At 50.5% G+C, this 17,047-nt stretch carries 26 protein-coding genes; 4 read left to right on the top strand and 22 right to left on the bottom strand.

Going from position 1 to position 17,047, the window contains the following annotated elements:
- Nucleotides 1-226: 226 nt before the first annotated feature.
- The 11 genes from AOA63_RS19520 to AOA63_RS01545 form a co-directional block, all read right to left on the bottom strand.
- Nucleotides 227-403: a hypothetical protein gene (locus AOA63_RS19520; protein ID WP_171822567.1), complete on the bottom strand. Its 177-nt coding sequence runs from the start codon at nucleotides 401-403 to the stop codon at nucleotides 227-229.
- 203 nt (nucleotides 404-606) lie between these two features.
- Complete coding sequence (locus AOA63_RS01500; RefSeq protein ID WP_053958048.1) at nucleotides 607-981, bottom strand: hypothetical protein; 375 nt, start codon at nucleotides 979-981, stop codon at nucleotides 607-609.
- Entirely contained in the window at nucleotides 971-1,342 is a 372-nt protein-coding gene (locus AOA63_RS01505; RefSeq protein WP_053958049.1) for a hypothetical protein, read from the bottom strand. The genes AOA63_RS01500 and AOA63_RS01505 overlap by 11 nt, the downstream gene beginning before the upstream one ends.
- A gap of 248 nt (nucleotides 1,343-1,590) precedes the next feature.
- Nucleotides 1,591-1,911, bottom strand: a complete 321-nt coding sequence (locus tag AOA63_RS01510) for a hypothetical protein (protein ID WP_053958050.1) — start codon at nucleotides 1,909-1,911, stop codon at nucleotides 1,591-1,593.
- Nucleotides 1,912-2,011: 100 nt separating this feature from the next.
- Nucleotides 2,012-2,269, bottom strand: a complete 258-nt coding sequence (locus AOA63_RS01515) for a hypothetical protein (protein WP_053958051.1) — start codon at nucleotides 2,267-2,269, stop codon at nucleotides 2,012-2,014.
- A gap of 5 nt (nucleotides 2,270-2,274) precedes the next feature.
- The gene (locus AOA63_RS19525; protein ID WP_053958052.1) at nucleotides 2,275-2,955 is read right to left on the bottom strand and encodes a nucleoside triphosphate pyrophosphohydrolase family protein; all 681 of its coding nucleotides are present in this window, start codon (nucleotides 2,953-2,955) and stop codon (nucleotides 2,275-2,277) included.
- A 97-nt stretch (nucleotides 2,956-3,052) separates the two neighbouring features.
- Nucleotides 3,053-3,733 (bottom strand): hypothetical protein, encoded by a 681-nt coding sequence (locus tag AOA63_RS19530; RefSeq protein WP_053958053.1) that lies wholly within the window; start codon nucleotides 3,731-3,733, stop codon nucleotides 3,053-3,055.
- Nucleotides 3,734-3,748: 15 nt separating this feature from the next.
- On the bottom strand, nucleotides 3,749-4,336 hold the full coding sequence (locus AOA63_RS01530; RefSeq protein WP_053958054.1) for a DUF3850 domain-containing protein: 588 nt from the start codon (nucleotides 4,334-4,336) through the stop codon (nucleotides 3,749-3,751).
- A 1-nt stretch (nucleotide 4,337) separates the two neighbouring features.
- The gene (locus AOA63_RS01535) at nucleotides 4,338-4,598 is read right to left on the bottom strand and encodes a hypothetical protein (protein ID WP_139061451.1); all 261 of its coding nucleotides are present in this window, start codon (nucleotides 4,596-4,598) and stop codon (nucleotides 4,338-4,340) included.
- Between the two features lie 213 nt (nucleotides 4,599-4,811).
- The gene (locus tag AOA63_RS19535; RefSeq protein ID WP_171822568.1) at nucleotides 4,812-4,973 is read right to left on the bottom strand and encodes a hypothetical protein; all 162 of its coding nucleotides are present in this window, start codon (nucleotides 4,971-4,973) and stop codon (nucleotides 4,812-4,814) included.
- A gap of 960 nt (nucleotides 4,974-5,933) precedes the next feature.
- Nucleotides 5,934-6,887 carry a helix-turn-helix transcriptional regulator gene (locus AOA63_RS01545; protein ID WP_347474796.1) on the bottom strand — a complete coding sequence of 318 codons (954 nt, stop codon included), beginning with the start codon at nucleotides 6,885-6,887 and terminating at the stop codon, nucleotides 5,934-5,936.
- A gap of 104 nt (nucleotides 6,888-6,991) precedes the next feature.
- Between AOA63_RS01545 and AOA63_RS19540 the strand changes: the two genes are divergently transcribed.
- The 3 genes from AOA63_RS19540 to AOA63_RS01555 all read left to right on the top strand — a co-directional run bounded on the left by AOA63_RS19540 (nucleotide 6,992) and on the right by AOA63_RS01555 (nucleotide 10,052).
- The gene (locus AOA63_RS19540; protein WP_171822569.1) at nucleotides 6,992-7,156 is read left to right on the top strand and encodes a hypothetical protein; all 165 of its coding nucleotides are present in this window, start codon (nucleotides 6,992-6,994) and stop codon (nucleotides 7,154-7,156) included.
- 55 nt (nucleotides 7,157-7,211) lie between these two features.
- Entirely contained in the window at nucleotides 7,212-8,555 is a 1,344-nt protein-coding gene (locus AOA63_RS01550) for a radical SAM/SPASM domain-containing protein (RefSeq protein ID WP_053958058.1), read from the top strand.
- A 255-nt stretch (nucleotides 8,556-8,810) separates the two neighbouring features.
- A complete protein-coding gene (locus tag AOA63_RS01555; RefSeq protein ID WP_278277059.1) occupies nucleotides 8,811-10,052 on the top strand; it encodes an MFS transporter in 1,242 nt (413 codons plus the stop codon).
- Nucleotides 10,053-10,474: 422 nt separating this feature from the next.
- On the opposite strand, the gene AOA63_RS01560 is transcribed toward AOA63_RS01555, so the two are convergent.
- From AOA63_RS01560 to AOA63_RS19230, 6 genes are all read right to left on the bottom strand, one after another.
- Entirely contained in the window at nucleotides 10,475-10,759 is a 285-nt protein-coding gene (locus tag AOA63_RS01560) for an STAS-like domain-containing protein (RefSeq protein WP_053958060.1), read from the bottom strand.
- A 51-nt stretch (nucleotides 10,760-10,810) separates the two neighbouring features.
- The gene (locus tag AOA63_RS01565) at nucleotides 10,811-11,254 is read right to left on the bottom strand and encodes a toxin-antitoxin system HicB family antitoxin (protein WP_082343677.1); all 444 of its coding nucleotides are present in this window, start codon (nucleotides 11,252-11,254) and stop codon (nucleotides 10,811-10,813) included.
- Nucleotides 11,251-11,499: a type II toxin-antitoxin system HicA family toxin gene (locus tag AOA63_RS01570; protein WP_053958061.1), complete on the bottom strand. Its 249-nt coding sequence runs from the start codon at nucleotides 11,497-11,499 to the stop codon at nucleotides 11,251-11,253. The genes AOA63_RS01565 and AOA63_RS01570 overlap by 4 nt, the downstream gene beginning before the upstream one ends.
- A 103-nt stretch (nucleotides 11,500-11,602) precedes the next feature.
- Nucleotides 11,603-11,971, bottom strand: coding sequence for a hypothetical protein (locus tag AOA63_RS01575; RefSeq protein ID WP_053958062.1), 369 nt, complete (start codon nucleotides 11,969-11,971; stop codon nucleotides 11,603-11,605).
- A gap of 24 nt (nucleotides 11,972-11,995) precedes the next feature.
- The gene (locus AOA63_RS01580) at nucleotides 11,996-13,006 is read right to left on the bottom strand and encodes an RNA-guided endonuclease InsQ/TnpB family protein (RefSeq protein ID WP_139061453.1); all 1,011 of its coding nucleotides are present in this window, start codon (nucleotides 13,004-13,006) and stop codon (nucleotides 11,996-11,998) included.
- Nucleotides 12,921-13,460: a helix-turn-helix domain-containing protein gene (locus tag AOA63_RS19230; RefSeq protein ID WP_139061454.1), complete on the bottom strand. Its 540-nt coding sequence runs from the start codon at nucleotides 13,458-13,460 to the stop codon at nucleotides 12,921-12,923. The genes AOA63_RS01580 and AOA63_RS19230 overlap by 86 nt, the downstream gene beginning before the upstream one ends.
- A 69-nt stretch (nucleotides 13,461-13,529) precedes the next feature.
- On the opposite strand from AOA63_RS19230, the gene tnpA reads away from it, so the two are divergent.
- On the top strand, nucleotides 13,530-13,808 hold the full coding sequence (gene tnpA, locus AOA63_RS19235) for an IS200/IS605 family transposase (protein ID WP_278277060.1): 279 nt from the start codon (nucleotides 13,530-13,532) through the stop codon (nucleotides 13,806-13,808).
- 310 nt (nucleotides 13,809-14,118) lie between these two features.
- Here the strand turns inward: tnpA and AOA63_RS01590 are convergent, their stop codons facing one another.
- From AOA63_RS01590 to AOA63_RS01610, 5 genes are all read right to left on the bottom strand, one after another.
- The gene (locus tag AOA63_RS01590; RefSeq protein ID WP_053958063.1) at nucleotides 14,119-14,337 is read right to left on the bottom strand and encodes a hypothetical protein; all 219 of its coding nucleotides are present in this window, start codon (nucleotides 14,335-14,337) and stop codon (nucleotides 14,119-14,121) included.
- Between the two features lie 311 nt (nucleotides 14,338-14,648).
- Complete coding sequence (locus AOA63_RS01595; RefSeq protein WP_053958064.1) at nucleotides 14,649-14,966, bottom strand: type II toxin-antitoxin system prevent-host-death family antitoxin; 318 nt, start codon at nucleotides 14,964-14,966, stop codon at nucleotides 14,649-14,651.
- 103 nt (nucleotides 14,967-15,069) lie between these two features.
- Nucleotides 15,070-15,381, bottom strand: coding sequence for a hypothetical protein (locus AOA63_RS01600; protein WP_053958065.1), 312 nt, complete (start codon nucleotides 15,379-15,381; stop codon nucleotides 15,070-15,072).
- 66 nt (nucleotides 15,382-15,447) lie between these two features.
- Nucleotides 15,448-15,855, bottom strand: coding sequence for a DUF2493 domain-containing protein (locus AOA63_RS01605; protein ID WP_053958066.1), 408 nt, complete (start codon nucleotides 15,853-15,855; stop codon nucleotides 15,448-15,450).
- 251 nt (nucleotides 15,856-16,106) lie between these two features.
- A complete protein-coding gene (locus tag AOA63_RS01610) occupies nucleotides 16,107-17,006 on the bottom strand; it encodes an ImmA/IrrE family metallo-endopeptidase (RefSeq protein ID WP_242848254.1) in 900 nt (299 codons plus the stop codon).
- Nucleotides 17,007-17,047: the final 41 nt, after the last annotated feature.

Below are 17,047 nucleotides of genomic sequence, written 5' to 3' on the forward strand. Positions count from 1 at the left end.
AATGGTTGGCATGGGCTGATGCCAATCATAATTGGCTGAAAGCGATAAAATGCCAACTATTATGGTCTTAGGACATCGTAGATTTTTTAGAATAAATCACAAACGAGTGTTATTGATGGACAACAGGATTCAGCGGGGCGTATGATCGCGATGGTAGAATAATCCTCTGATACCCGTTGGAATTTGCGGGGATGCAACGCGGATATGCACAAACAATCTCGGCATCTCACTCACCTTCTCGTAATGCTTGGATTTCAGCCATGATGTCCTCGTCGGATAAATGGACTTCCTGAATCTTCAAAGCCAGATGCGCCCGTGCGATTTGATACCGGTGTTCCCGTAGGGCTGCGGATTCTTTACCCGTGACAACTTTTAGACGGGTGACAGGATTCAGAAACTTCACTGTAATGACCCCCTTTATTGACTCATTGTCGTTGATTGATTTTGGAAAATAATATTGGTACACGTGTTTTAGCGGATGTTTTAGATCATTTTAGAACAGAATGGAACGGTGTTGCTTGTGTCGTGCGAGTGTGATGCATAGAAGAGAAAAGATCAGGCATCATAGGATAAAACGACTCACATAGTTGGGAATGTGGGGGAAGTTCAGCGCGGATATAATCGCTGATATACATTGTCAGGCAGCCAACGATGACCGAATCCGCGCACGCGAATGGTCTGTCCGGTGTCTTGATAGACAATGCGCAGATCGGCAGGATGCTTACGGGTGTGTTGACTTTGGAAGTGATACGATTTCCATCCGCTGAGATGGTCCCGAAGATTTTGCCCGATATCGCGCCGCTGCACGATGAATACGAGGGCTTCCTCGACATGGATCATGGCCGTATGCCAGCGTTTTTCTTCGGGAAAAGCCATCGCCATGAGGACCACATCATCTACCAGGGCGTTCGGATCCATTTCAATGCCGGGGATGGCGGCAATGCGTTGAATCCATGCGGCTAGCGCGGCATTACTGATCATGGTTGTCTAAGACGTTGCGGAGATGATCATGGCGTTTTGTGAAGCTTGCTAATGCCTGCTGGGCTAAATCGTCACCGGAGGCCCAGTGTTGTAAAGCGTCTCGTTGGGCAAACAAGGCGTCTACACGGGCTTGTTCCAATTCTTCTTCAAGTTGGTCCAAATAGGTTTTTATAGCTTGATAGACTTCGGGTTTCAGGAGAATCGCTGTGGTTTGATTCCGATCCAAAACTTCTAAAACAGAGAATTTATTGAGATCGGCCCGCCATTGCGTGGAACGACCTAACTGCGTCACGCTAACACGACTGTGTAAATCGAATCCGCGTCGAACAGCTTCAAGGTGTTCAAACAGGTTTTGTTTCATGGCGTGATGTCCTTCTTTCGCTTTCTATAGGATGTAAAGACTCGTGAATTATTATATCAGAATGTGTAATAAACGACGCATTATGATGTGGAATACAATACACATACGGAAAAATCCTGGAGCGGTCTAGGTGAGGCCGAGCGCTCATCCTAGGGTGTTGAGGAATAGATAGGGTAGGAAAGAGGTCAGGGGCCATCTCTCGTGTTGAAGGGATGAAACGAACATAATGGGGGGCGCGAACGCTTGGGTTATGGGCGGCGATCTATCCATCGTTCGCGCCAATACCAATAATCCTGGTCGGACGCGAAGGCTCCGCCAAAGGGACCGTCTGGCTCATTATCGTGGTCGAAAAAGGGACAGAAGGTGTGACAATCGGTTAATTGGTGCCATCGGTAGCATTGTTCGTTGCGCGCGTCTTCGAGAGAGGTAAAAATGACGTCGTCGGGACGATCAGACCCGTGGAGGTATTGGGTGCGCACCAGATAGTGCGACGCATCGATTTGGAAAATGGAGAGAATAAAAGGTTCGTCATCTTCGCGGGTGTCACGGTATTGGTTAATCAGGATCATGGGCACGCCCTCCGGGATCAGGATTTCGGTGGCCTTGACAGACAGCTCGCCGGATAGGGCGGGCTACAGCTCATGAGAACATGTTAGGGGTCGAATAGAATCAAGATAATACCCGCAGAATTTCTTCTTGCACAATGCGCTGAATGGTTTGGGCCATCTCGGCATAAGACCGTTTCCCGTCATCGTCTCCGAATTCGATGGGATCGTAAAGAATATCGGCTTCGCAGGGGCCCAGACGGTCCGCGACGCGTTGGCCGATGGTTGCGGCGGCATTGTGAACAGTGTGCCAAAGGGGACACGGCGTGGTAGTTTGCGGACATACGGGAGAGGGAACCGAAGGGTTTGCAGAATGGCTCATGAGATTCACTCCTTATCATTATTTAAGGCGGTATGGCGGGGCGCGCGCCCCATATTTTTGTGATGGACGTCGTGAAATCGTTGGGCGATTTCTGTGGGAGTCCAGCCGCAATGTACGGCGGTGCCGATCCATAAATAGAGGAGATCGGTCAGTTCTTCGGTCAAGTGGTCCCAATCGGTTTGAGTAAACCCGGTGTGATCGGTGCCCCGAGGGGCCTTGGTCACAACCGAGGCAATTTCACCCAATTCTTCTTGCATGAGGGCTAGGCGGAGCAGGAGATCGTGGCGGGTGCCGGTGGTGATGGGAAACCCGTTTTGGGCATGGAAGGTTTCTACCGCGTGGTAGGCATCGGTGATAGTCATGTTGGGATGTGCAGACGATAAAGCAAAGCGCACAATCAGATGGTCTAGCGATAGGGGGAACGTGTGATGGCACGCAGGACAGATGACGGACTTGTCGATTTCAGGAGCGGAACAGGGAGATGGGTGAGAGCAAAACGGACAGAGGATGCGAAAATGTTGCAGGACGAGACCGTCATCGGATAGGTGAACCATGGCTTCAAAGACTTCCTGGACAGGGCGATTAACAATCCGAGCGATCATATTGGGTGTTATCTGACAGGCTGCTTGCGGTTCTGAAAGGTCTTGTAGCAGGGCGAGGATTTGTGTTTTGAGAGGGTCTGCCATTGAGAGGGCACGGTCCTTTCTCAAAGAATGACGAAATGGCGAACGGATTGAGCCCGTTCGCCATGCAATAGGGTGGTGATCGTCTCTGGATAATAATTTACAGGCTTTCCGTGTCTTTGTCATGCCGCATCCACTCCGGGTGGCGAGAGTACACCCAGCCGGGCGATTGGTGGCCCTCATCATCCTCGAAGATACTCCAGCCGTTTTCGGTGGGATTGTACACATCGAGTTCTTCAAGGTCATAGCCGCCGGGATGTATGGTGATGCCGAGAATGATGAGGGCGTTTTCGTCGTCGTGGGGATCTTCCCAGCGGTGCGCGACTTGCAGGGCATATTCGGGATTCGGTGTGAGGTAGAAATTTTGGATAACGCCGCCGGAATAATCGAGGACTTCGTAAAGCCAGGGAATAGCGTCCTCGACGTCGGAGTCATCGGATGACGGGAAACCGGAAACGTTTTGCGGTGGAGCCGTGACGTGTGGCTGGAGCACCAAACCGATCAGGGAGGGCGGGATGGGATCACCTTCGATGATAGCTAACAGGGTGGCCGTCATGGTGCGACCGGTATAGGCGGCGTGTTCGGCTTGGCGCTGAATGGCTCGGGGCGTGGTCATGGTGGGCACCGGAATGTCTTCGGGACGGATTTCGATACCGGTGAGCGTTTGGCCCACGGTAAACCCATAGGGATAATCGGCACGGGGGAGAAAGAGGGTGGAGATGGGCCGGCGCGAGAATTGTTCAAACAGTTGAGGAGACAGGATCAGACGATCGGTCGGCATGGTGACACTCCTTTCCTAATGGGGCGAGGATAACGCCAAGAAGGCGTGTAAGATTTCGCGAATCGTGTGTTGTTGAGCGGCGTTCACGCGACGATACATGTGGAGGAGATCGTGTTCATCGGTATGCAGGACATCCGTCTCGTCGAAGGGGTTTCCGGTGGCCCAGTGATAGTACGTGACGGGATCGTCCGATTGGGCGGTATAGGTGCGAATCATGAGAGCCTGTTGAACGGGATGCCATTCCACGCTGGCTGCGAGTTGTCCGTTAATGGCAATATCGTAGCCGGGATACTCGTCATGTGGAGCGCCGATGACGGTAAGAGTACCGCCAGGAGTCGAAATGGTGGCAGGCACATTGGGTTCTAATTGAAAGCTCAGAAGCGCAAAACCGGGATAAAGCTCAGGATTGCGGGTAACGTCTGTGATACGAACTCGACAGAATTGGCCGGTTCGGCCCACGTTCGGCTGGTATTCATAAAACGTGATGTGATCACCAACAGAAAACGGGGTGTCTTGAGATTCGGAGCGAATATTGGCCGTGCATTGTTGACGGGTGATGGCATAAAAATCATCGGGATCAATGGAAAAAGCATAGGAACGCATATTAATCATCCTCCGTGATAAGGGCTTCCGCCTCTTGTTGGGGGATACACGTCATTTGTTGGGTTTCCCGGTCATAAACATACCAATGGGTGCTGGAGGATTCCTCATCGCGGGTGATCGAGAGGGCGCGAGCGACGGCTTCTTGTGGAGAATGAGCTTCGTGCGCTGAACAGGTGACGATAAACGACACGACATAGCGTTCTGAGGCGAATGCATAGGAGCTATCGAGTTCGTGGAGCATGAAGGGCAAAGACGGGGGCATACGGTACGACCTCCTTGACTGGCATGATGACAGCGTGACAGGAACGGGAAGAATCTCGCGACCGGAAATGGGTTCCGGTCACAACATTTTGAGAGGTTTTCTGGTGAGAGAGAGGGATAAAAAACTGTGGGCTCTGCAAGGTGTCAGGCGACTTTAACGAATTCTTTAGCCGACCGCGCTTCAGCGAGAACTCTTTCAATGGGTTTTGATCCATTATGATTGCGGTTTTTCTTTTTCGCGGGCCACGTTGTACAGAATCTCGCCGAGGTCTTGCATAACTCGTTGCATGTTCGTCAAGAGATTGTTGACGGTGTTGATCTCATTGCGGAGGGTTCGGATAACGTTTTTCAGGGTATCGAGGTTCTCAGCGTTCATGACGTAGCCTCCTATAAAAATTGATGACCGGAGCGGGACATAAGCGACCGGAACCCGTTTCCGGTCGCTAGGGGTTTGCATTGCCACAGAGAGGAGGAAGAATCTTAGAGTGTGTGACCATCATCACAGCGGTAGGAGATAGGGACATCCACCCCATCGAGAATGAATGCGCCGGCTTGTAGCTGTTGGTCGGCACACCGTAGCGTTGGGGCGATAAGGCTCATCGAAGATAAAAAGGTTTTGGGGACTTAGGTATGCTCCTTGTCGGAATGAGAGAACATTGTGAGTTACAGACGAATACGGTGACGGTTCCTCGCCCGGGACTCGGTTAACAGGTGCTGACGTATACACCAAAAGTGTCAGCTGGTGAAAATAGCGATTTTGGTTGTGCCATCTATAATGAACCATAAGAAACCGAAAAGAGAGACGATGTAATTATAGAATAGAAAATTCCAAGTGCCTTTTCGTTCAGGAACAAATAGTGTTGCCAGCGATCATGGTGATAGTGGAGCAAGGGCACGATAAAGCACATCTCGGGGTGGTAGCAGTGATGATCGCCATTGCATCACCACCAGAGGGTTCGTAGAGGCATTGGTCTCATCAATTCAATCGGTTTGAGGATTCTCGCCAATCCGGGGGTCTAAGGCATCGGGCATTTCTGTGACAGCATTGTTACTGAGAATTGGAGCGTATGCGTTGCAATCGGTGAGGCGTTCAATGAAGACGCTAAAGGCTAGACTATGAAAGCCATTGGCATTGAGGCTAAAAACGCCGTAGGGTAAGGCAGTTTAGACATTCTGAAACTATTCGGCTAGGGCATCTTGAAGTTGAATGGCGTAACAATCGATTTCCATATGTTGACTATCCCTCCTGAAAGAAGCAAAATACGTAAACAAACCGGCCGATTGAAGTCGGCTACTTTACGGTATGCTTGTTTATGAGGTGTGGGCATGGTAATTTTTAGATTTGCTCTATGTCATGCTCTACGTCAATCCGACGAATCGTATCGTTCATCTGAATCCAGTGCTCCCTACATTGCATCAGAATCTGAAGCGCGGGAGTTGGTTTACCCAAAGCTGCCATGCTAATTCCCACGTTTTGCAGAGCTAGCCAGTACATGGGTGAATTCATAGTCTGATAAAGCGTACTCGCCCTTTGGGCATACTGCTGCGCCTGCTCCCATTCATTTAAGTAACCATAAACTGCAGATAATCCATGTGTCACCCATGCCTCCGCGACCAAACGCTGTGATGTGCCGTTAAGTCGATTTAAGACATCAGTGTATTGGTATTCTGACTGCTTGACATCGCCTTGCCTCAAAAGCGCAGATCCTGTGGCAATTCCTATACGAAGGCGTAAATCTAAGGGTACCGACATTTCCAAAAGAGCCTTGCCCCAACGAATAGTGTCGCCCCATTTTTGTTGTCTGAACAATGTCCGTTGAATGTGATAACCCAATTGAATGGCCCGTTCCTGATCTCCTTCGTTGAGAAACCACATGACCATAGCATTCGGCCAAGACAGGTCCTTCTGGGAGCAAACTTCGAGAATGCGTTGTACACGACGGTAGATTTCGTGAATGGTCCGTTTGTCATGGACGTGGATGGCATCCCACCATAAGTGTTCCAAATATTCATAGGCTACCATAATTTGACCTTTGTTCATCAAGTCATCAAGATAGAGCAGCTGTGAGCGAGTTTGGGTAGAGAAGTCTTGGGTTCCTAATAGCTCCCCGATTGGTATTTGAACACGTTGGCTCAATTGGACCAACAGATCTGTCGGTGGTGAGACCTTATCTTGTTCCAGGAGACTAATGTACGAACGGTCACAAAGACCTTGTGCAACTTGCTCCTGGGTTAATCGCGCAGCCTTACGCGCCATTCGAAATCGCGATCCGATGGTGCTGATGTGAATCCCTCCATTAGCTTGCTGTGAATCTTCACACCGTGAACTCTAGATGGCTGTTAGATTGATATTAACAGAAAATTACGGCCATAGCATTTATGGAGGGAACAGATATGAGACACACTCTGCGGTCTGCATTAGTCGCATTGATCTTGTTAACTGTTATCTTATCTACTGCTTCAGTCGCACTCGATGCATCCCAATCTTTTATGCACGTTACTCAATTGGCGGCTGGGTCAGTTTTGCCTAATGGCCTAACCGACCCGGGTGCTCCTTAACGCATGTACAATGTATTCACGTACCGTTCTGGATAAGGGAGGTTATTTTTTTGAGATGGAACGTACCAAGTGCACTGATACCGATCACTTAGTGAACTGGTCCCGCTATAACGTCATTGTGCCGTCAGGTGAGATGCGTTGGCTACTTTATAATACCGCTACTGCCCGTTTGCTCGCATTCAAAGCTGATCCCCAACCGATTCAAGCGTATTATGAAGAGGGTAACGAATTGTTTGCTGGACATGAGAAGCTCTACAATCTAGGATTTCTGGTCGACCAGTCCATCAATGAACTATCAGTTGTACGCAACGAATTCGACCGTCTGAAGGACCCGCGTTCGCAATCCCTACTGATTTTACCAACGGAGCAATGCAACTTCCGGTGTGTCTATTGTTATGAAGAGTTTATCAAGCCAAAAATGGCTCCAGACATACGGCAAGGGCTCATTACGTGGGTCCGGAATCATGCCCCACAGTGGAACGATTTTAGCGTAGCATGGTTTGGAGGCGAACCTCTAGTTGCGTATGATGTTGTGCACGAGCTTTCTGAGGCCTTTATAGACATCTGTTCTTCCACCAGGTGTCATTACAGGGCTTCGATGACCACCAACGGCTATTTGCTAAAATTTGATCGGGTTCAGCAGTTGCATGAGCTTGGAGTCCATCGCTACCAAATCACCTTGGATGGCGTTGAGGACAAACACGACATCAAACGTCATCTTATTAGCGGTAAGGGAACGTATGACACTATCATGCAGAATCTTATGGACATTCATCATTCGGAGTTGGACGTGTCAATTACCATTCGCATGAACATTGATCAGAATAATGGACCACATCTTTACCGCCTAATCGAAGTTCTAGCGGAGAAGCTGGAAGGTGATTCGCGGTTTCAATTTAGTATACACCTTATTGGCAAGTGGGGAGGTAGGAACGATAACAATCTTTCGGTGTATGAACAAAATGACGGCGTTTGTACATTGACAAAAGTGACCCAGTATGGAATAGAAAAGGGACTCAACACCGGATTCTTCGAGCAAATGCTTCCTCACACCCCCTGCTATGCTGCGATGCCCAATTCGCTCGTTATTGGATCGGATGGCATCGTTTATAAGTGCACGGTTGCCTTCGACAATCCGATTAACCACGTCGGGAAGTTGTACCCTGATGGGCGTTTGGACATTAACGAGCAATATTTCGCGCAATGGGTGGTTGACGGCGCTACCGACTCTTCCTGCCAGTCTTGCCAAGTTCATCCAATGTGTCATGGAGCTAGCTGCCCTGTCATTCGAATTGAAGAAAACACCCGTCCCTGTCCCACTGTGCGAAAAGATTTGCCCGCCTTTATTAGACTACTTGACATTAATATGCAGATGACGCAAATGAAGAACCGGGCATAAAGTTTAGGGGACAATCTGTCCGGTGTGTGTCCCCTATTTACAGTGTCACACCGGATGGCTCTGAAAGGGGGTGAGTTTATGAAGACCTTAACGATTGACTTTGAAGAAGTCATCGTCTCCGTGGACTTGGAGAAGAAGATTCGCGAGTTTGCGGTTTCGGGTAATAACTGCCCTTGTTAATAACCCTGCAGTAGCAACAGAGGGGTCTTCGAGACCCTCTCTGTTGTCATAAATAGCCGAAAGAAGGGATGCTGTATTTTAGGCCCGCAGCGGTCATCAGCCAATACTAAATATCTTTTATTATTTTGGCTAGGTCGTACCTTCTTAGGTCTAAGTTTTAATACATTCGGCTTTATGGTTTATTGGTTGGTTGAACAACAGACGCACAAGGTTCAGGCGTTATTAGTTCTCGGGTTTCTTTCCATGGGAGCCCATTGGTTTAGCGGATTAGGTGGTGTATGGGCCGACCAATATGAAACGACGTCGTTGCTTAAAGGATTTGCGGGGATCACCGCCTTGATGTTAGGGATTACGTCCGTCTGGACGCGTCAAACGCATCAGATATCTGTTATGATATTAATGATCATCTACGGCTTAATCGTGAGTCTACAAAATGCTTCGGCCTCACTTTTTCGTACAGCGCCTCTGCAATGGGTGCCAAAATCCCAATGGCCATCTCTTAATGCACTGAATGGTATTGTTGGGCGTCTTGCTGTGATGGCCAGCGGCCTACTCGACCTTCTTATTTTTCATTTTTCGATGTCCATGGTTTGGCGATTCGCTTTTCCCGCGGGCGCAGCCGTATTCGCGGGATTGTTATGGATGCCGTTGGGGCGAGCCACCATTGTGACAGAGATGAAACGACAAGTTAATGACCACCATTTTGAATCTAAGTTGAATCGGCACACCTTAGCCGAAATCTGGCAGCTTTCAGCGTTTCGTAATCTGACTTTACTACTGGCACTTGCAAATGTTTTTGCCATGCCCTTTTTGCATCTGTTACCTGCATGGTCAGGGCAAATCTTACATACTGGCAACCAAGGGTATTTTTCTTTTAAGGTTAGCGATGCTGTAGGTCTCTTGGCCGGCTATGGTATCTCGTACTGGCTATCTAAGAAGGCGGTCACGCCGATGAAGGGCGTTCGTATCGGGCTCTTATTGCAGCTTGTTATTTTCTCATTTCCATGGTTACGAGGCTTGTGGCTGCCGCTGGCTGCAGTGACATTAATGGGGATCAGTGACGGCATACAGGACACATACATTATTTCGTTGTTACAACGGTACGTTCCTGATGACATGCAGGGACGGATGTTTGGAATTTTAACCTTAATTGTTGGAGGCATTGCCGGGCCTGTGGGATTGGCGATTGTTATGGGACTTAGCTTAGAGCTATCCCTAGAAGCCATCTTTATCGTATCTTCGATTGGAATTGGATTGGTGACGTTGGTTCTGCTTCGGTACTCTTTAGTCCCACTCCATAAGCCAGGCGTGAAATAACAAAGTCGATCGACAGATGTGATCTAACTTATTAAGAGAGGATATATCTGCAAGTAATGCGCTGGATTTCATATAAAAGGCCTCTCATTCTTTAATTGACTCGTTAGCACGTAATCGATTATGGAGTCGTCTGGACTTAAAGGCGGTCTACCTTAATGTCTAACAAAAGGTAGCTAGGTTGCACGAATACAGTTGCGTCGACCTTACATTCCCATGCAAAGTGTAATCTCTTGCCAGTAATTGGAGTGCTTATGAAGATGTCACAAGGTTATGGCATTTCGTTGATTTTTAATGACATCAATGATCGCGTTGACACTATTGTCATTACATTTGACAAATTGTTTTGACAGATTTAGCACGATTTTTAAGGGTGATCGAGTTCGCTCCCAACATATGTGGAGACGTAGAGGAGTGGATTTTTTTTAACGATGCGCCAGCACAAAACGCCAGATAATGCGGTTGTTGCCGGTAAGGTTGTGGATAGTCATGTGTTGACGTAATACATCACGGTTCTGGGTATCCCACAATTTCCCAAAACATTCATCCATAAACGCACTGGTCATGACCTCGACGCTGGAAAAGTCGCAATGAATCGTCTGCCCGACTTGGAGCAAATGTTCGAGATGTTGTCGCAAAGGCCGGGCTTGAGCGCGCTGGCCCAAGGTGTCGGTGCCGCAGAATGCGGCGAGATTAAGATGGATTGTCATGCGAAATCCCTGCCTTTTCGTGTGAGTCGGCTGAATAGGTTTGTCGAGTCATTATTCATGATGATTGGATTTGTGCAGGGAACGACTGTGCGAGGACGATGGTCCTTGGCTTTGCCGAGGTACACCATTGTGGTGAAGACTTTGCGTCAATCGGTAGACGATGAGATGATTAAGACTTACGCCTTCTTTTTGAGCTTCTTGGGCTAGTGCCTGATGCAGGGATTTAGGCATGCGAACATTGAGCTTTCCTGAATAGACTGAAGACGATACGGAGTGCGTGCTGGGCATAGGAATGTCTATTGACTGTTCCAGCGCAATAAGAATCCATGCGGTTTTTGCATCGGTGATCCGTTGGAGCGTTTCTTCCGGGGTTTCTCCCTGCGTGATACAACCGGGCAAATCGGGAATGGTGGCGACATATCCGCCTTCTTCAGCCGGATAGATCTCGATTCGGTAGGGACGCTGTATCAATTGTTCGAAATCCTGACTATTCATGGCTCCTCGTCTTCCTCTTCATGAAGGATTTTCAGGGCTTCTTTAACATAGCGTTCCTTAACATAAGGACTGTGCTTCGGAACGGTTAATAGGCGATGGCCTTTGATGTAAACATCATGGCGCGATCCCCTGCGGGGTTGTCGACGGACATAACCCGCACGTTGCAATAATTTATCTAAGTCGTTAAAGGTTACCGTTTTGGGGTTGTTGTGTATTTTGGCTAAAAGCTTTTCCCATTGGCTCATGGCACAACTCCTAAAAAGAATAGTACCATATGTAGTGGCAATTAACAATGTATTAAAGAGGTCCATCCCTATTTCAGAATAAAGAGGCCGCTTTCAGCGGCCTCTACGCTTTCTCAGAATCCGCTTGAAGGGTAGCAAGAAAGACCTGTTGCAGCGTATAGGCTAAATGGTCTCCGCGGGCACTATAGCATTTGCGTACGTTGTGTTGGAAAACCATGAGGGGTATGTGATAGCGATCCGGTTCCCAGTTTTCTCGTTCGATATCCCATGCGCCGCCGGGTTGATTGCACCAGGCGTCGACGGCGGCGAGAAGGATATCCAGCCGATCAAAGTTTTTGGGTTGAGTCCCCATACGCCATGCGGAATGGCGGTCAGGATGGTCTAGAGGACAGGGTTCAGCCGGGTCCCAGGCGAAGGGGCTGAGTCCGGTCTGGTCTAAAGCTTTTGCGAGACGATGAAACAGCGTATTCATCTGGCGAATGAACTCTCCCGCCGCCTAACCCTCGCGGGTTAAGGCGGGGGTTTCCGGGATCGCTCCCGGAAGTTTCTGGCTCATGGATCGCTGCGCCGGGGCCGTTGGCCCCAGACGTCTTACGCTGATCTCCCCAGGCGTGACTTCGGACCGTTCCGGCCCTAGTGGACGAAAAAACCGCGTCCGCTTGCGCGGCCGCGTGAGCGGTTCTCCCGCCAAGAGTTTTTGGATGCCCCGCTTTGCGATGACCACCGCCGCGTTGTGATCGGCGTTGTCGGCATGTCCGCAGCGTTGACAGACGAACTCGGCCTGACTCGGCCGATTGTCCGGAGAAGTGAATGTGCACACCGCACATTCCTGCGAACTGTGTTGGGGCGCGACCGTGATGACTAACTTTCCCTGACGGAGGGCTTTGTAACGAGTAAATGCCACCACATTTCCCCAAGCAGAAGAAAGAATGGCCCGATTCAGCTCGGCCTTGGCGCGACGACCGTTGCGAACCCAGTGGCCCTGGGCATCACGCTTCGCTTTTGGACGTTTGGTCATGTGGGAAATTTTAAGATCCTCGAAGACATAGAGATTATAGGCCGCATTCGCGACCAGACGGTGACTGGTCTGATGGGCATAATCCTGACGGACGTTCTTTTCGTACTGCTGATAGCGCGCCACTTTACGATAGGCTTTTTTCTGATTCTTTGACCCCTTTTTTCGTCGAGCGGCTTGGCGTTGCCACCGTTTGGCGGCTTTGCGATGCTTTTGGATGCGCGTTTTTTGCACGGGCTGCAGATCGTGCACCTGCCCGTTCGAAGTCGTTAAGGGTTTCGCGATGCCGCGGTCTCCGCCGAGCGTGCGCTCAGTCAGTTGTTCTCGCGAAAGATGCCGGAGATCTTCGGCGATCCGCTCGGTGGTCGCATCGGCATCGGACTCCGGCAGGGTGATGTTGAAATCCTCAGCCGCAAAGGACAGCCACCAATGCCCCCCCCTCGACGGCAATATGAATTGAAGAGGGCACCGCATGGGACCGATGCGCAACATACGGGATCCTGCCCACGGGAAAGTTATCTGTCCCTACGTACAACGCATACCCCGATACGGCATCTGGCGTAACCTCTTCGATCGGGATGAACGCAAAGAGTTCGGACGTGAGCCACACACTTTGCCGTCCCGATTTCTTTTTGAGCTTCGGACGCCCGCCGAGCTTCTGAAAAAACCGCTGATAGGCTTGGCGGAAGCGAACGGCCCCGTTGCGGAGCACCTGCGACGGCACCTCGCGAAGAAAGGGGGTACGCTCGGTCACAAATTGGTGATATCGCTGATCGACCGGGATGGGCATCCCCGCTGTGCCCACCATGTGCCTGGCAAAGCGACGAAAGTACCGATCTTCCTGGACCTTGGCGTTGTAGATGAGGCGCTGACACCCGATCCACCGAAGCAAAATCTGTTCCTGTTCCGGCGTTGGATATAAACGAAAGCGATACCCGTTCAGCATATCATCACTCTCTGGCTCAATCCATAATTTTCATTATATCATTCCGTGACTATGAGTGAAATAGGAATGATGTCAGCCTCTCATGCAGTCTGGGCTCTTCGGCTACATATCGTCTTTGTGACCAAATACCGACGGAAGACCCTGACGCCGGAGATTCTCGATGCCTTGCAGGAAGCATTCGCGGAGATTCTGGCAGATTGGCGCTGCACGCTGGTCGAATGCGGCGGGGAAGCGGATCATGTCCATCGGCTGATCGGCATCCATCCGGCGTTGAATATCGCCCCCGTGATCAACCACCTCAAATCGGCCCGTTCGCGTCGGATGCGGAACCGCTTTGCGGACCCCTGACGAAAGTTCTATGGGCAACCCTACTTTTGGGGCACCGCGCCGATTACGTCGGGAGTGTCGGCGGAGCATCCTGAGAAACGGTAAAACGCTCTGTCGAGGCTCAAGGGACGAAAGAGAACCCCCGCCAGGCGGCCAAGAGGCCGCCCGCCCGCTTGACCCCCTCCCGGCTTCGCCCGGGAAGGGGAATGCGCGGGTATTATGTTCACTCCGGGTTAAGAGAATGGAAATGGGGAGCATTATGAGGATGAGCGGCATCAAGGGGTCTCAAAGGGAACACGGACGATGAGAAACCCTGTCATCACGAGAACATTTACGAGGGTGTTGAAGGTTTTGTCGGTAACAACGTGTCGCTGTCCAAGGGCCAAGCCTGAGGAGGCAATCCACGAGTTTGGCGGATGGCATCGGCGATGCGTTGCAAGTGCAATAGAATCCGTAGTTTCTCTTCATAAGGCAGTGCAGCCAGAGCCTGCCGGCGGGCTTCTTTGGCCGCAAAAAGGGATGTCATTTCATGGGGATATGGGGTATTCATGCGTTGTGTTCCTCCTTCGGAAGAACCAAATGATAGCGACGGCAGATTTCGGTTAAAAGGTTAAGGTCAGGTTGGCCTTCTTTGAGGAAGAAGGCGGACGCGATCGTGATCTTTGGCACGGCCTGTTTGAAGAGCAATAGCAATGAGGTGCACAACCCGGAAAACTCTCGTGCGTAAGATATTGATTTTGTAACGGCTTCCCGATTTCATCCGCGCAGGTTTCAAGGCGGGTTAAAACGTTATCAACAACCGTAGCCAAGGCATTGTCCAGTTGTTGATATTCCTTAAGCGCGTCGTTATCAAAACGTACCTCAAAGCGCGGGCTCATGATCGTCGGGAGTTCGCTTGACCTGGCGCCAAGGCGTTGTCCTGTGAGGATTCTTTTCTATGCGATTGATACGAAATTCGATGAGACTTGCTTCATAACGTTGTTCGAGTTCTGAAAGCCGCTGATACAATTTTTTGTATTGATCATAGTCTAAGAGCACGGTATCGCTCTGATTATGGTCTGTAATCAGAACAGGGTGTTTTCTAGCTGATTGGCGAAGGGTATCAAAATGTTTCACAGTGTCTTCAGAGCGGACAATTTGATGCCCTGCAAATCGTGGTTTGGTGAACATGTCCTCCATGGCTCTTCTGTCCTTTCTTACAGAATAGGGGATTTTTATCGATTATACCCGTTATGCTTTACAAGGTGGTGACGACGTAGTGAATGATGGAGGACTCTCTTTATCACACAATAACCGAATGTGGAACAATTTGAAGCGGCTGACGGGTAAGGGCCCGGCGAAACGCGCGACAGGATGCCAGCGGGATATGGGTCAGATGCAAGCGGCTGACCAGATCAATGCGTTCGGCCCACGACAGGGATGCGCAGACGGCTTGCCAAAAAGCGGGCGGCCATAGGCTGTCGTTGCCCATCAGGGTCATGGGAAACGGTGTGGTCAACGCGGTGCGAATCCACGCGGCTAAAGCGTGGCCGGCGCATTGCGGATGCTGTGTGGGCAAACAATCGGGATCGGGCGTCCAGATGTTTTGTGGCATAGCATGTCATCTCCCTTGGTGACAAAGATGTGAGATGGGAGATAGGTCCAGCCGCCAGCAAGGCGGCTAAGGCGGACACGGTGGGTCATCAGACACCGATGACCGGAAACCGAAAACGGTAGCGGGAGCCGGGATGACAAACACGGGAATCCCGGCTTGCCGGGCGATGGTCATCATGTGGTCGGTGCCCGGACTGTGACCGGGTAATCGGAACGCGATAACCATATCGACGCCGGTGGCAAGCATCTGCCGATTGCGCCGGGGTCCAGCCGATCGGCCCCAACGGGCCCAGTCAGCGGGATACACTTCCACGGATAAGCCGCGTTGTTGAGCGGCTTGCCGGGCTAAGGTATCGGCACCCGGCGCTCCGCCGGTAATGAGGGTGGCATCGGGCGGCAGACGTTGAATCATCGCGACGATGGGCCGGGTATCGGTCCAATGGCGGCTGCCACAAATCACAATGCGTAAGGGCATGGTCGGCCTCCTTCCTTTTCAATGGATTCAGCCTTGGCATCTCTTTATCATTAGCACCGACGGCACGGGCGACTACGTGGTGTAATACTTGGCCGGGTTGCTCTATGGCCTTGGACCTTGTTGATTATCCATCTGACACATGGCTCCCACTGAGCCTGACAGTAAATGCCAATGAAACTTCTTTAGAAGAACCATACCGCAGATCAAGGGTGGTCATCAGCATTATTTCAGCCAAACGAGCACCATGTGACTTACTCTTGAGTACCGGAAGCGCCGCGTCGTTTGAGCTTCAGCGTGTTCGTTTCGAACCGCTCTGGTTCAACATGCGTCAGTGCCACAATCTCGTCCAGCGGAAGGGGCAGTTCATTGCGGAATTCCGTAAAAATGTCTATGTGGTCGCGATCAATAAGCTCCAAGGCTTGGCGAAATAATACCGGTTCTTCCACGTCCCATTCCGTATCAAACGGCTCGTTGTGACGCCATCTCCTAGCGTTGAGTTGTTTGAACAGTCGCCCGACATCTTCCTTGGAAAAGATCCCCAGTTGTTCTCCGCGTTGGATCATTGCCGCAATGGAGACCTTCCAACGCGGCTTAAGCCCCTGGAGAAACGACAAGGAAGGAATCAGACATTCTTGACCGAACGTCTCGGCAGGCATGAGAAAGGCTCCCGCAAAATAGTCCGCTTCCTGTTCGATACGCTTGTGCTCTTTTTTCACGGTTTGTTCGTCTAATGTAGCATGAAGTACCATATGCCCCAATTCATGGGCCTCACTTAAACGTTGCCGTACCATCGAAACGCCTATCCGGCCTATCAGAATGAGAGGTCGCCGGTTTATCCACTGACTTCCCGCATCAATTGGCGCATCGGTAAACGGCCAGTGAGCGACAACGACACCATGATGCTCTAAGAGGCGCGTAACATTCGAAATAGGTCCGTTTCCTAATTTCATGGCCCGACGGGTCGCTTGAGCCGCGGATTCGAGATCCTCGGGTGAATAAGGATATTCAGCATGAGTTATAGGCTGCAAGAATACAGGTGGCAGAGAAATCCATTGTTCGACTAAGTTCACGAGTTCGCTAAGCCATGACAGATAGCTATGCACAGGGCCCGCCTCTCTCATCGAGGCACTAGTGCCTTTACGAAAAAACACCGCGCTCCTCCCATCACTTTGACCATGTACGGGCCAAAAGA

Origin of the sequence: Sulfobacillus thermosulfidooxidans (assembly GCF_001280565.1) — a bacterium.
Classification (GTDB): domain Bacteria; phylum Bacillota; class Sulfobacillia; order Sulfobacillales; family Sulfobacillaceae; genus Sulfobacillus; species Sulfobacillus thermosulfidooxidans_A.

What these genes read in the sequence shown, in the direction of transcription:
- AOA63_RS01500 (WP_053958048.1), bottom strand. Translation starts at nt 981, where the DNA reads ATGATCAGTAATGCCGCGCTAGCCGCATGGATTCAACGCATTGCCGCC.
- AOA63_RS01505 (WP_053958049.1), bottom strand. Translation starts at nt 1,342, where the DNA reads ATGAAACAAAACCTGTTTGAACACCTTGAAGCTGTTCGACGCGGATTC.
- AOA63_RS01510 (WP_053958050.1), bottom strand. Translation starts at nt 1,911, where the DNA reads ATGATCCTGATTAACCAATACCGTGACACCCGCGAAGATGACGAACCT.
- AOA63_RS01515 (WP_053958051.1), bottom strand. Translation starts at nt 2,269, where the DNA reads ATGAGCCATTCTGCAAACCCTTCGGTTCCCTCTCCCGTATGTCCGCAA.
- AOA63_RS19525 (WP_053958052.1), bottom strand. Translation starts at nt 2,955, where the DNA reads ATGGCAGACCCTCTCAAAACACAAATCCTCGCCCTGCTACAAGACCTT.
- AOA63_RS19530 (WP_053958053.1), bottom strand. Translation starts at nt 3,733, where the DNA reads ATGCCGACCGATCGTCTGATCCTGTCTCCTCAACTGTTTGAACAATTC.
- AOA63_RS01530 (WP_053958054.1), bottom strand. Translation starts at nt 4,336, where the DNA reads ATGCGTTCCTATGCTTTTTCCATTGATCCCGATGATTTTTATGCCATC.
- AOA63_RS01535 (WP_139061451.1), bottom strand. Translation starts at nt 4,598, where the DNA reads ATGCCCCCGTCTTTGCCCTTCATGCTCCACGAACTCGATAGCTCCTAT.
- AOA63_RS19535 (WP_171822568.1), bottom strand. Translation starts at nt 4,973, where the DNA reads ATGAACGCTGAGAACCTCGATACCCTGAAAAACGTTATCCGAACCCTC.
- AOA63_RS19540 (WP_171822569.1), top strand. Translation starts at nt 6,992, where the DNA reads ATGAGACACACTCTGCGGTCTGCATTAGTCGCATTGATCTTGTTAACT.
- AOA63_RS01550 (WP_053958058.1), top strand. Translation starts at nt 7,212, where the DNA reads ATGGAACGTACCAAGTGCACTGATACCGATCACTTAGTGAACTGGTCC.
- AOA63_RS01560 (WP_053958060.1), bottom strand. Translation starts at nt 10,759, where the DNA reads ATGACAATCCATCTTAATCTCGCCGCATTCTGCGGCACCGACACCTTG.
- AOA63_RS01565 (WP_082343677.1), bottom strand. Translation starts at nt 11,254, where the DNA reads ATGAATAGTCAGGATTTCGAACAATTGATACAGCGTCCCTACCGAATC.
- AOA63_RS01570 (WP_053958061.1), bottom strand. Translation starts at nt 11,499, where the DNA reads ATGAGCCAATGGGAAAAGCTTTTAGCCAAAATACACAACAACCCCAAA.
- AOA63_RS01575 (WP_053958062.1), bottom strand. Translation starts at nt 11,971, where the DNA reads ATGAATACGCTGTTTCATCGTCTCGCAAAAGCTTTAGACCAGACCGGA.
- AOA63_RS01580 (WP_139061453.1), bottom strand. Translation starts at nt 13,006, where the DNA reads ATGTTGCGCATCGGTCCCATGCGGTGCCCTCTTCAATTCATATTGCCG.
- AOA63_RS19230 (WP_139061454.1), bottom strand. Translation starts at nt 13,460, where the DNA reads ATGCTGAACGGGTATCGCTTTCGTTTATATCCAACGCCGGAACAGGAA.
- tnpA (WP_278277060.1), top strand. Translation starts at nt 13,530, where the DNA reads ATGTCAGCCTCTCATGCAGTCTGGGCTCTTCGGCTACATATCGTCTTT.
- AOA63_RS01590 (WP_053958063.1), bottom strand. Translation starts at nt 14,337, where the DNA reads ATGAATACCCCATATCCCCATGAAATGACATCCCTTTTTGCGGCCAAA.
- AOA63_RS01595 (WP_053958064.1), bottom strand. Translation starts at nt 14,966, where the DNA reads ATGGAGGACATGTTCACCAAACCACGATTTGCAGGGCATCAAATTGTC.
- AOA63_RS01600 (WP_053958065.1), bottom strand. Translation starts at nt 15,381, where the DNA reads ATGCCACAAAACATCTGGACGCCCGATCCCGATTGTTTGCCCACACAG.
- AOA63_RS01605 (WP_053958066.1), bottom strand. Translation starts at nt 15,855, where the DNA reads ATGCCCTTACGCATTGTGATTTGTGGCAGCCGCCATTGGACCGATACC.